11 protein-coding genes are annotated in these 11836 nt (G+C 48.5%); 5 read left to right on the top strand and 6 right to left on the bottom strand.

Annotated elements, in window-relative coordinates; translation table 11 throughout:
• The first annotated feature begins 58 nt into the window (after window positions 1-58).
• Window positions 59-1270: a hypothetical protein gene (locus B2U90_RS01065; RefSeq protein WP_292016869.1), complete on the top strand. Its 1212-nt coding sequence runs from the start codon at window positions 59-61 to the stop codon at window positions 1268-1270.
• A gap of 13 nt (window positions 1271-1283) precedes the next feature.
• Window positions 1284-2162, top strand: coding sequence for an MBL fold metallo-hydrolase (locus B2U90_RS01060; protein WP_292016868.1), 879 nt, complete (start codon window positions 1284-1286; stop codon window positions 2160-2162).
• Between the two features lie 170 nt (window positions 2163-2332).
• Here the strand turns inward: B2U90_RS01060 and B2U90_RS01055 are convergent, their stop codons facing one another.
• The gene (locus tag B2U90_RS01055) at window positions 2333-3478 is read right to left on the bottom strand and encodes a pyridoxal phosphate-dependent aminotransferase (protein ID WP_292016918.1); all 1146 of its coding nucleotides are present in this window, start codon (window positions 3476-3478) and stop codon (window positions 2333-2335) included.
• A 295-nt stretch (window positions 3479-3773) separates the two neighbouring features.
• Here B2U90_RS01055 and B2U90_RS01050 point away from each other — a divergent pair, with 295 nt between their 5' ends.
• Window positions 3774-4103, top strand: a complete 330-nt coding sequence (locus B2U90_RS01050; protein WP_059077096.1) for a hypothetical protein — start codon at window positions 3774-3776, stop codon at window positions 4101-4103.
• Window positions 4104-4217: 114 nt separating this feature from the next.
• On the opposite strand, the gene B2U90_RS01045 is transcribed toward B2U90_RS01050, so the two are convergent.
• Window positions 4218-5072, bottom strand: coding sequence for an alpha/beta hydrolase (locus B2U90_RS01045; RefSeq protein ID WP_292016867.1), 855 nt, complete (start codon window positions 5070-5072; stop codon window positions 4218-4220).
• Window positions 5073-5094: 22 nt separating this feature from the next.
• Complete coding sequence (locus tag B2U90_RS01040) at window positions 5095-6441, bottom strand: branched-chain amino acid transport system II carrier protein (protein WP_075581818.1); 1347 nt, start codon at window positions 6439-6441, stop codon at window positions 5095-5097.
• A gap of 276 nt (window positions 6442-6717) precedes the next feature.
• On the opposite strand from B2U90_RS01040, the gene B2U90_RS01035 reads away from it, so the two are divergent.
• A complete protein-coding gene (locus B2U90_RS01035) occupies window positions 6718-7641 on the top strand; it encodes a LysR family transcriptional regulator (protein ID WP_059077099.1) in 924 nt (307 codons plus the stop codon).
• A 39-nt stretch (window positions 7642-7680) separates the two neighbouring features.
• Window positions 7681-8466: a hypothetical protein gene (locus B2U90_RS01030; RefSeq protein WP_150824333.1), complete on the top strand. Its 786-nt coding sequence runs from the start codon at window positions 7681-7683 to the stop codon at window positions 8464-8466.
• Window positions 8467-8622: 156 nt separating this feature from the next.
• Here B2U90_RS01030 and B2U90_RS01025 read toward each other — a convergent pair whose 3' ends face one another.
• The 3 genes from B2U90_RS01025 to B2U90_RS01015 all read right to left on the bottom strand — a co-directional run bounded on the left by B2U90_RS01025 (window position 8623) and on the right by B2U90_RS01015 (window position 11829).
• Complete coding sequence (locus B2U90_RS01025; RefSeq protein WP_234995357.1) at window positions 8623-9852, bottom strand: peptidoglycan-binding protein; 1230 nt, start codon at window positions 9850-9852, stop codon at window positions 8623-8625.
• 260 nt (window positions 9853-10112) lie between these two features.
• Window positions 10113-11123 carry a GGGtGRT protein gene (locus B2U90_RS01020; RefSeq protein WP_292016866.1) on the bottom strand — a complete coding sequence of 337 codons (1011 nt, stop codon included), beginning with the start codon at window positions 11121-11123 and terminating at the stop codon, window positions 10113-10115.
• Between the two features lie 13 nt (window positions 11124-11136).
• The gene (locus tag B2U90_RS01015; protein ID WP_059077103.1) at window positions 11137-11829 is read right to left on the bottom strand and encodes an iron-sulfur cluster assembly scaffold protein; all 693 of its coding nucleotides are present in this window, start codon (window positions 11827-11829) and stop codon (window positions 11137-11139) included.
• Between the last annotated feature and the right edge of the window lie 7 nt (window positions 11830-11836).

Here is an 11836-nt window from a genome sequence, read left to right as displayed (position 1 = left end):
ATACCACGTCTATAGCGAATCGTATCTGTATTCCATCCCGAAAAAGAGGTGCATGTCTATGTTAACCCAGCGTCTGCGTCCCCTATTACTGGCCGAAGCAAAAAAGCACGAAAGTTTCTATTTCTATGATGAACAGACTCTCGTGGAATCCATTCATCATCTGCAGCAGGCCTTTCCTCATGAACAGATTTTGTATTCCATCAAATGCAATCCCCATCGGGCAATCTTAAAGACCATATTCTCCAGTGACATCGATGCCGATGCTGCCAGTCTGGGAGAAGTGTATGCTGCAAGTGACTGTGGCGTACCATCCGACCACATCTATTACTCTGCCCCAGGCAAGAGCGATTATTGTCTGGAAAAAGCACTAGGCCAGTGTATCCTCATCGCCGACAGTCTGAATGAAATACGCCGTATCAACGCACTGGCCGCCACAAAGAATATGAAAGTCCCCATCGGCGTCCGCATCAACCCCAATTTCTCCTATACTGACAAGAAGGGACACAGCTCAAAATTCGGCATCGATGAAGATGCGTTTTTCTCTGCTCTGCCGGAATTAAAAAAATTATCTCATATCCTCATTATCGGGGTACACACCCACCTGCGCAGCCAGGAGCTGAACTGGAACACACTTTGCAGCTATTATAAAAATGTCTTCTCCCTGGCTTCACTCATTCAGGAAAAACTGGACAGCCCGCTATGCTTCCTCAATCTCGGGAGTGGCATCGGTATCCCCTATTGTCAGGACGAAGCAGATTGCGACATAGAATCTCTGGGACAGGAACTGGAAAAACTACGCGTCATTTATGAAGATACGTTTTCACAGGCCCGTATCCTGATTGAAAGCGGCCGCTATCTGGCGGGCCCCTGTGGCTGGTATGTCACCCATATCATCGATACGAAAGAATCTCACGGCAGCCATATCGCCATAGCAGCCAATACATTAAATGGTTTTCTCCGTCCCTGTCTGGAACACCTCGTCACCAGCATCAGTGAAACAGCACCAGCACGGGAACCCTTATTTTACCGCACCGGTTCGACTCCCTTCTACGTGCTGAACGACACGCAGGAAATGGAAAAAGTCACCATCTACGGCAATTTATGCACGGCAGCAGACATCATCGCCTCGGACGTGCTCCTGCCAAAACTATCGCCTGGGGACGTATTAGCTTTCCCTCACGCCGGAGCGTACAGTGCCGTACTCACACCATTCCAGTTTTCCTCACAAGTTCCCCCGGAAATCCTGTTTCTCACAGCGTCCAAACCGTAAAGAGGTGTCCTGAATGTTTGAACTTACGGCCCTTACTGGCAAAACCTATTATATCGAAAGCCCCGCTAAAATCGGCGTCTGGTGCCCCGACGGTGTCCACGCCTGGTTTATCGACAGCGGGAATGACAAAGATGCGGGGCGAAAACTGCGTCAAATCTTGGAACAACAGGGCTGGCAGCTGCAGGGAATCCTCAATACCCACTCCAATGCGGACCACATCGGAGGCAATCAATATCTGCAGCGTCAGACGGGATGCCGCGTCTATGCCGGCGGACTGGAAAAGGCATTTACATCGTATCCCATTCTAGAACCATCCTTTTTATATGGCGGCTATCCCATGAAAGATCTGAGACACAAATTTCTCATGGCAAAAGAAAGTCCTGTCACCGATTTTTCCGACCCGTCCTTTCCCCAGGATATAGAAATCATTCCCCTGCCCGGCCATTTCTTCCATATGGTTGGATTCCGTACACCCGATAATGTCGTATTTCTCGCAGACTGCCTGAACAGCCGGGCGATTCTCGATAAGTATGCCCTGGGATATATCTACGACGTTCAGGCTTATCTCGATACACTGGACAAAGTAGAAACGATGGAAGCAGACTGGTTTGTACCGGCTCATGCTGAAGCCGTGCAGAATATCCGCCCGCTCGTGCAGTACAACCGGCAGAAGGTGCAGGAAATCGCCGATCTGATTCTCCAACTCTGCCAGGCCCCCCTGAGCTGGGATGACATATTGCAGTCCGTATTTGACTATTATCATCTCACACTCACAGTGGAACAATACGTCCTCATCGGAAATACCATCCGGTCCTACCTTTCCTGGCTCCGCGATACGGACAAAGTGACCATTCTCATCAAAGCAAACCGCCTGCTCTGGCAGACCGTATAACCAGGGAATCGTGAAAAAAAATATAGCAACAGACAGTGGCATGAAAAGTATGAATTCATGCCACCGTCCGTTTATCGTAAGATATCCAAAAACCGTTACAATATAGGGGACAAGCCATATTGTAACGGTTTTTCATAAAGAGAAAAGAGGTATTGATTTGTATATAATTATTACTTGTACATATCTCGAAGTTTCTGGAAGACTGGCAGAGACCGTTCAACCATCTCTGGCTGTTTACAGTAGGATATGCGAACATATCCCGGGCAATCAAATCCTGTCCCTGGTACGAGGAGCAGATTGATTTTCTTACCATTTTCCATGAGCTGCATATCATCGCCGTCAGGCGCTTTCATGAATAAGTAGAAAGCACCGCTAGGATATACGCAGTCAAATCCCATTTCACTGAGATTATTGTACAGTGTCTTACGGTTCTGGTCATAGACGCTGAAATCGGAAGTCATACCCATACATTTCAGGATGACATGCTGATAGAGATTGGGCATGTTGACAAACCCCAAGGCACGACCGGCGCCAATGACGGCCGTATAAACATCTTTTCCATCTTCTACGCCTCCCGGCACCAGGATATAGCCGGCACGGTTGCCCGGAAGCGATAAGGATTTGCTGTACGAATAGAGGATAATGGAATCCTTATAGAACTTCGGTACATACAGAATGGGAATATTATCATAGACGATTTCCCGGTACGGTTCATCGGAAATCAGATAAATGGGATGTCCCAGTTCCTGTGATTTTTCCCGCAGAAGATCTCCTAATTTCGTCAGCGTTTCTGCTGAGTATACCATCCCTGACGGGTTATTCGGCGAATTAATCAGGACAGCTTTCGTCCGCGGGGTAATCGCCGCTTCCAGCTTTTCAATATCGAGCTGGAAGTGTTTTGTGTCCGGTGGCACAATGACGACTTTACCACCCGGTACAGTGACGAAGGTTTTATATTCCGGGTAATAGGGAGCGATGATGATGACTTCATCCCCATCCTGTTCTATGAGTGCCTTCATGATAATAGACAACGAAGCACTGGCACCACAGGTAAGATAGAAGTTATCTGCCTTAAGCTCCGCCCCATAAGTCTTATTCATATAGTCGGCTAGTCCCTGACGGACTTCCGAAAGACCCATAGCCGGAGTATAGCTGTTGATTTCCATAGGGGAATACTTCGTTGCCAGTTCGACAATGGCATCGGATACAGCCTGCGGTGGCGGTACAGACGGGTTGCCGATACTGTAATCGAATACATTTTCTTCGCCCACTTTTTTAGCCTGCTGGAGGCCAAACATGTAGAGTGTCCGAATCAGGTTAGCCTTGGCCCCAATTCATACATTTTTGTTGCTACCATGCGCGCTTCCCCCTCTTTGAATAGAAAAGTACCGCATCGATTATCGAAAATAGATAAGCAATACGGCCTTGTATCCTATTATTTTAATTAAATTGTCTAGCATACTTCTTATTATAGCAATGACACTTCATTTGTAAATATCCAATTATTTTTTGTAATTAATTTTTTATATCCCTACAACCCGTTGTATTCTAACGAAAAACTTGCTACGCTAAAGGAAACGAAAGACTTATTCCTGTAAGGAGGTATGCACGATGAAACAATTCCTGCGATTTATATGTCTGTCACTCTGTCTGTTCTGCATCGGCGGCTCAACCCTGGCCGCGTCTCCCATCAATGCAGACGGCTACTTCAAAAATATCCGTCTGGCTGGTAAAGTACGCGTCGTCGATTCCTTCCCGGATATCCGTGTCCAGGTCGTCGACTCGTTCCCGGATCTGCGCGTCCAGACGGTCGACTACTTCCCCGATGACATTGGCCAGTGGCAATTCGTCGACTACGGTGAAGATTTTACGGTCCAGTTCGTCGATTCCTTCCCAGACATCCGCATCCAGTTCGTCCAGAATTTTCCAGGTCTGCCGTAGCTAAGAAAAAAGTTTGAGGTTTGAAGAAAAAGCAAAAACTACAAATAACAGGGGCTGCCGCTTCGTGCGACAGCCCCTGCTTTGTAGTCTAATGCATAATAAAGGTGCTTCCTGTTACTTCTTTTCTGCTTCCAGGACTTTGTCAATCCACTGGGCAAACATGCGACTTACGGTAAGGCGCACGTCATTATAGGCATGTTCTGTCGGCAGTGTATCATAATCCTGGATAGCCGTTGTCTGATGCTGGCTGAGCTGATTCCAAAGAGGTTCAATCATCGTTTTGGCAGGTGCCACGTCATCCTGGCTGGCTCCGATAAAATAGAGGTTCCGGTCTTTGATATCTTCAAAAGCCTGGGAGATACCGTATCCCTGCTGACAGCAGTATACGACGTTCCGGTACAAGGCTTCCGGTGATTCAATATGAAGAACGTAAAGGCTGGAGTCGATGAGTTCGTGCATAGCCGCGTCCAGACCATGGGCAGGCCAGTACGGCAGGTCATACGGTGACATGACGGCCGTCCCTTTCAGCCAGGGAAGGCGCCGTGTGACATTAATGGAGACAAAACCGCCCATACTGTGACCAATGAAGAAGATGTTGTTTTTATCGATGTGGTATTGAGCTGCGTTTTTTTCGTCATGAGCCCATTCGGCCACGCAAACGGCATCGTCGATAGCACCAGAAAAGGTATAATTCCCCTGACTCCCCCAGTTGCCACGGTAAGAAAAACTGATGACTACCAGGCCGGTACGGCGCAGGTTCTGGGCAATGTCAAAAGTTGAGGCAAAACCGGGAAAGCCATGGCAGATAATGACACAGGGATAGGTCTGGTCCCTGGCTCCACCGGGAATCAGAGCCGTGCCATATACCTGGCAGCCATGACTGGAAAAAGTCAGCGATTCCAGTGATGCCGGCCGTTCCTGAGGACAACAAAGAGGGTCTTTTTCTATATTTTCAATCTGTAACGCCATATCAATCTCTCCTTCGTCCGTTTTACTGATTTTTCGAAATCATAGGATAGGGATCGCCGCCTTTGGATTTTACAATGACGGTGCCAACGATGAAACCAATAACAGCCGGCAGAACCCAGGCAAACCCTTCCGCTGCAAAGGGAATGTGATTATACAGCTGGATGAGTGAGTCGAGGGGAAGATTGGTAATACCACTCTTATTGAGCTGCATCAGCCCTTCAAACAAACCGATAATGGTTGCCATGGCGATGGTCCCTTTCCAGGCACCATGATTAGGAACGTATTTGCAGAATACGCCAAGAAGCATAAGGGCGATAGAAACGGGATAAATAGCAATAAAAATCCAGAATGTATAACGGATGATCCCCTGTACGCCAATGCAGGCTTCAGCAAGGCCGAAGAGGCACACAAATACCATCATGTATTTGAAAGGAATCTTACCATCTGATAAGTCAACGGTCAGATTGGCAATAGTCGAACCGACGCCAATGGTCGTCGTCAGGCAGGCCAGGAAAATACCAATGCCGAGCACAACATTACCGGTAGCACCGGTCAGCGCATGGACGAGGCCATTGAGAAGAGCTGTCTGATCCATTTTGCCATCAAACATACTGGATCCGGTAGCACCGAGGTACAACAGGCCGCCATAAACGATGAGAAGTCCCAGGAAGGCGACAACGGCAGCTTTCAGTGTCATTTTATGCCGTGCTGACGGGTCGGTATATCCTTTGGCTTTGATGGAAGCGACGAACATACCGGCAATGGCAATGCCGACGGCAACGTCACCAGTCTGATAGCCCTGCAGGAAAGAATAGGAGAATACGTTATCTACCTGCGGCGCAATCGGTGTTCCCAGCGGTTCGAAAACAGCCAGGGCGATCATGACGACCAGGCAGATGAGCAGGAACGGTGTCAGATATTTTCCGACGATATCGACGATTTTGGATGGACGGAAGGTAAGCGCCAGGACAATGACAAAATATCCTGCCAGAAGAGCAATACGGACGGCGTCATTTCCCTGCAGTCCCGGCAATACGCTGAGCAGGCCGCTTTCAATGCCAACGCCTGCCTGCCGGGGCACGCCACAGGTGAGGATAAAGATAATCCACATGACCATGTAGCTTTTCGTAAACCATTTGGCTACAGGTGCACAAATAGCCTGGACGTTACCGCCCATATTATCGACAGCAATAATCGTAGCAATAGGAAATAAAATAGCTGAAATAGCAAGGCCGATAATAGCGATTTCCCAGGAACTCCCTGACATGAGCCCGATAAGAGGCGGAAATACCAGATTGCCCGCACCGAAGAATACGGCAAACATGGCAAAGCCAATAATCAGGGCATTTGCGTTTGCATTTTTTGACATAGGTAACATCTCCTTAAAATAGGTGAATGTATATTCACAATATACATTTGTCTTTCATTATATCTCGTTATGAGACATATGACAATACACTACTTCCATGTCTTATAGATTAAAATATTATTAAAATTTCAGCTTATAGATAATAAGTCCCCTCTGCCTTACACACATGATGAAAAATAAATAAACTTGACATATCAGTAACATTCCATTTGTGCATGGTTCTATTATGCTAAGAAATATGGTAATATAGTGTCATAAGAGAGGTGACGTAAGGCTATGGATCTATTTCAATTAACCTACTTTGTCGAAGTAGCCCAGAAAAAAAGTTTTACCAAAGCTTCAAAATCACTGCATATCAGCCAGCCTTCCATCAGTAAAGGCATCAAGGCACTGGAAGACCATTGGAATGTCAAGTTGTTTAACCGGAACGGCAAACGCGTCGAACTGACGGAAACGGGCGCCTGGCTGTTACCGCGTATTGAGTCGCTCATAAAAGACTTTTCCCAATTGAACGAACAGATGGAATCGCCCCAGCTCCTCAATTCCGGACAGCTGACGGTCGGGATCCCCCCCATGATCGGCTCTTCTTTCATCACATCCTTTATCCGGCATTTCATCTCCGATTATCCCCAAATTGAATTAGAACTGCTGGAAGTCGGCTCCAATGATATTATTTCATCGATTGACGAAGGACTTATCCAGGTCGGGTTTGTTGCGCTACCCGTGGCAACGGAAATGACCTACGATTTCTTTATCTTCAACGAAGAGCACCTGGAAGTTGTCCTCTGGCCGGAACATCCCCTTGCCAAAAATAAAGTCATTACCCTGGAAGAGATAAAAGACGAACCGCTGGTATATTATCCCAAATCATTCTCTCTCAATCCGTTCATCAAGACATTTTATCAGAAAATCATGGCCCATCCCCGGATTGTCTGCCAGAGCAGCAACTGGGATTTCCAGGCCGAAATCGTACGCACCCAGCTGGGCATTGCACTCCTGCCTCACACGATCTGTCAGCGTCTGGATGACGAAAAGCTCGTCCATATTCCCCTCGTAGAGCCACAGATTCCCTGGACACTGGCCATGGTATGGAAAAGCAAGGGCTTCCTGCCTCATCCAGCTCGTACATGGGTACAATCATTCAAAAATTTTTACAGCGATTCCCACAAAGCAGCAGAAAAAAATGCATCTGCCCAATAACGTTCCGGACAGATACATCACCACAAAGGACCGATAGAAATGGATACATCCGATTTGACAGAAAATGATTTCAAGCAGATTTTTTTCCAGCAGCCAGTTTCTGGAACCTTCCGTGTACTTGCCGTTTCCTGCAGCGGCCTGAACTATCTGCAGGCATTGAAGCGTACCTTCGCCGATAGCCAGCTGGACCAGCCATGCCGGCAGAAGGCTGCTCATGACTGGCTCACGCTGGAACCCCGTCTGTACCGGTACACCTGCCAGAACACACCGCTGAGCATTTACGATGCCGGATATAAAGAAGAAATGAAAGCGTATATCCGTCTCCGCACCATCTGGCTCGATGCTGCAGACTGCACGTTCATGCGCCATCGTCACGTCATGTTGATGGACCTGCTGCGCCTGTGTCATAACGATATCTGTCAGTGCCTGCCCATAAGGGATATCATGGCCGATGAACTGGAAAAACAATTATTCCATGAGTATCTTCTGTATGACATGGGGCTGGAAAACACCCGTTTCGTCGGCAGGGAAGCCGTATCGAACGGATATCATGAATGCGACTTCACACTGGAAATCGAAGATATTATGAAAGAACCTCACCAGGCCATTCCCCGGACACGGTTCCGTTACCTGAAGCGCAGCCTGTCGGAAAGCCGCATGGCCCGATGCTGTGCCCAATGGCTGTATGAACACCGCCAAAATCTGCGGCGGAATCACTGGATTGTCGATGAAACAGCCATTGAAAAATCCTATGACAGTGGTGATAATCCTGAAATAACTGATGCTATACTGCATGAACTGGAACAGGTCTACTGCAATATATAAAGAAAATAGGATTGTGGTATGCTTTCGTTAAATAAGTGGTTTTTCCCACGATAAACAAACAGAGGCTGCACTAAAATGATTGCTAAAGACATTTTAGTGCAGCCTCTGTTTAATTGGCAACTCGCCCCATGGTGATATTTCCTGCAAACCTTATTTTTACATAACCCGTTTTGCCCCTACATAGCGGCTGGACCAATAGCGGCTGTCCAGGCTGTCAATACTGACCCCGGAATTGGAGGCGTTGATAAACTGGTTATTTCCGATATAAATCCCTACATGGGAAACACCGGGCAGATAAGTCGTGAAAAATACGAGGTCCCCCGGCTGCAAATACGAACGGGATACATCGTACCCAACGTTGTATTGTTCGTCAGCCATGCGGGGCAGATCGATTCCTACGGCCGAATAGACATACCGGGTAAAACCGGAGCAGTCAAATCCGGACGGATCATTTCCGCCAAACACATAGGGTACGCCAATATACTGGTTGGCAATGCCCATAAGGCGCTGAGCCCTATCTGCCACCATAGTAGATCCGCCATATCCCCCGTTACCAAAGCGGCGCAGCGGACCGGAAGGAAGGAATTTCCCAGTCAGTTCATAAAACGTAGCCTGGCCGGCTACGCCATCTACTTCCAATCCATGACTGGCCTGGAAATTGCGGACGGCATTTTCCGTTCCAACGCCAAACACGCCGTCTACATCGACATCATATCCATTATTGGCCAGCGCCTGCTGCAGTAACACAATAGCGTTGGACGCCGTTGCCGGCTCTAAAGAGGCAGCAGGCTTATTATCTGCCGGTGCTGCTGGAGCCGTATCAGTCCGGAACCGGTCTGCCATGGAAAAGGTTGTCTGTCCGTCAGGCATAGGCTGGCCCATCAGTGCTTCGTAAGTAGCCGGGCCAATGACACCGTCGGCATTCAGACCATTACTGCTTTGAAAAGACCGGACAGCCGCATCGGTTCCTTTGCCGAATACGCCATCCACATCAACACTGTAGCCCCGATCAGCCAGCGCCTGCTGGATATCCTGCAGCTGGGAAGGCTGCACCGGTGCTGCTTCTGGGTCCGGTGCGTCTTTCTGCACAAAATGACTGCTCATATTATCCGGCATAGCCGATCCCATCAGGGCTGCATAGGTCGCTGCGCCGAGAATGCCATCAGCCGTCAGGCCATGATCCCGTTGAAACTCCCGGATTGCCTCCGTCGTTCCAGTCCCGTAGTCCCCATCAACGGTCAGTGAATAGCCGTCAGCGGCCAGTTGCTGTTGTACTGCCAGAACCTGGCTGCCCCTGTCGCCAGGATGGAACGTGGCTCCGGCAAAAGATGTAGAAACGAAAATCATGCAGCAGGCAAGACCTGCAATTTTTTTTATGTCTGCCATTGTATCCCCTTTCTGGTATTTCTGCCAATCATCTGCAGCTCGTATTTCCAGCTCTTAAGACGTACTGCTAATCTTTATGGCGTATGAAACAAGCTATCCGCCAAGGCCTGCTCGTTGGATAGCTTGAATTTGTGCATTGATTATAAATCCGCTATATATTATAGCATAATATGAGACTATGTGTCAAAAACAGGACTACTAACGAAGTGTACCTGACTTCGTCGGTAGTCCTGTTCATTTGAGTCATCATTTACGATAAATCAGAATTTTCCCGCTTTGGCAGCACCTTCTACGGCGACAGCTATGGCTACGGATGCGCCAACCATGGGGTTGTTGCCCATGCCGAGGAAGCCCATCATTTCTACGTGAGCCGGTACGGACGAAGAGCCAGCGAACTGGGCATCGCTGTGCATACGGCCCATCGTATCGGTCATGCCGTAAGAAGCTGGGCCGGCAGCCATGTTATCTGGATGGAGTGTACGGCCTGTGCCACCGCCAGATGCAACGGAGAAGTATTTCTTGCCCATTTCGATGCATTCTTTCTTATACGTACCTGCAACGGGATGCTGGAAGCGGGTCGGGTTTGTCGAGTTCCCCGTGATAGAAACATCAACGCCTTCATGATGCATGATAGCCACGCCTTCACGTACGTCATCGGCACCGAAGCAGCGGACAGCAGAACGTTCACCTTTGGAATAGGAAATTTCCCGGACAATGTGCAGTTCTCCCGTTTTATAGTCAAACTGGGTCTGTACATAAGTAAATCCGTTGATACGGGAAATAATCTGGGCCGCGTCTTTACCCAGGCCGTTCAGGATAACGCGAAGTGGCACTTTACGCGCTTTATTGGCATTGCGGACAATACCGATAGCTCCTTCAGCGGCGGCAAAAGATTCATGGCCGGCCAGGAAGCAGAAGCACTGTGTGCTGTCCTGAAGCAGCATAGATGCCAGATTACCATGGCCCCGCCCTACTTTGCGGTCTTCGGCGACGGATCCGGGAATGCAGAAAGCCTGCAGGCCGATGCCAATGGCTTTAGCCGCATCAACAGCCGTACGGCAATTCTTCCTGATGGCAATGGCCGCCCCTACGGTATATGCCCAGCCGGCATTTTCAAAGGCGATGGGCTGGATTTCCTTGACGGTCTGATACGGATCAATGCCGGCATTCTGGCAGATATCACGGCATTCTTCTACGCTTTTAATGCCGTATTCTTTCAGCACGCCGAGGATTTTATCTATTCTTCTGTCATAACTTTCGAATAATTCCATCTGTAGGTTCCTCCTATTGCTGTCTCGGATCAATATACGAAGCGGCTTCTTCAAAACGGCCATAATGACCTTTAGCATCTTCCATGGCTTTAGCTGGTTCTACGCCCTTTTTAATGGCGTCCATCATTTTGCCAAGGTGGATAAATTCGTATCCGATAACCTGATTTTCTTCATCCAGGGCCATACGGGTGACATATCCTTCGGTCATTTCCAGATAACGTGTCCCTTTTGCTTTTGTGCCAAACATAGTCCCGGTCTGGCTGCGCATACCTTTTCCCAGATCATCCAGGCTGGCGCCGATAGGCAATCCGCCTTCAGAAAAAGCCGTCTGGCTGCGGCCATACACAATCTGGAGGAACAACTGGCGCATGGCAACGTTGATAGCATCGCAGACCAGATCCGTATTGAGCGCTTCCAAAAGAGTCTTTCCCGGCAGTATTTCCGATGCCATGGCGGCAGAATGGGTCATACCGGAACAGCCAATCGTTTCAACGAGAGCTTCTTCAATGATACCGTCTTTGACATTGAGTGTCAGCTTGCAGGCGCCCTGCTGGGGAGCACACCAGCCTACACCATGAGTAAGACCGCTGATATCCTTAATTTCTTTGACCTGTACCCATTCGCCTTCTTCGGGAATCGGGGCCGGTCCATGATATGCACCTTTAGTAACGGGGCACATATTCTTGACTTCTGTTGAATATATCATGTTATTC

Origin of the sequence: Megasphaera sp. UBA4233 (assembly GCF_002395615.1) — a bacterium.
Taxonomy (GTDB): Bacteria; Bacillota; Negativicutes; order Veillonellales; family Megasphaeraceae; genus Megasphaera; species Megasphaera hexanoica.
The sequence above is the reverse complement of the archived record's forward strand: the minus strand, read 5'-3'. Positions and strand labels throughout refer to the sequence as shown.

Bases quoted from the DNA above. Each gene is read 5' to 3' on its own strand.
- B2U90_RS01050 (WP_059077096.1), top strand. From the start codon at position 3,774: ATGAAACAATTCCTGCGATTTATATGTCTGTCACTCTGTCTGTTCTGC.
- B2U90_RS01045 (WP_292016867.1), bottom strand. From the start codon at position 5,072: ATGGCGTTACAGATTGAAAATATAGAAAAAGACCCTCTTTGTTGTCCT.
- B2U90_RS01065 (WP_292016869.1), top strand. From the start codon at position 59: ATGTTAACCCAGCGTCTGCGTCCCCTATTACTGGCCGAAGCAAAAAAG.
- B2U90_RS01035 (WP_059077099.1), top strand. From the start codon at position 6,718: ATGGATCTATTTCAATTAACCTACTTTGTCGAAGTAGCCCAGAAAAAA.
- B2U90_RS01030 (WP_150824333.1), top strand. From the start codon at position 7,681: ATGGATACATCCGATTTGACAGAAAATGATTTCAAGCAGATTTTTTTC.
- B2U90_RS01020 (WP_292016866.1), bottom strand. From the start codon at position 11,123: ATGGAATTATTCGAAAGTTATGACAGAAGAATAGATAAAATCCTCGGC.
- B2U90_RS01025 (WP_234995357.1), bottom strand. From the start codon at position 9,852: ATGGCAGACATAAAAAAAATTGCAGGTCTTGCCTGCTGCATGATTTTC.
- B2U90_RS01015 (WP_059077103.1), bottom strand. From the start codon at position 11,829: ATGATATATTCAACAGAAGTCAAGAATATGTGCCCCGTTACTAAAGGT.
- B2U90_RS01040 (WP_075581818.1), bottom strand. From the start codon at position 6,441: ATGTCAAAAAATGCAAACGCAAATGCCCTGATTATTGGCTTTGCCATG.
- B2U90_RS01060 (WP_292016868.1), top strand. From the start codon at position 1,284: ATGTTTGAACTTACGGCCCTTACTGGCAAAACCTATTATATCGAAAGC.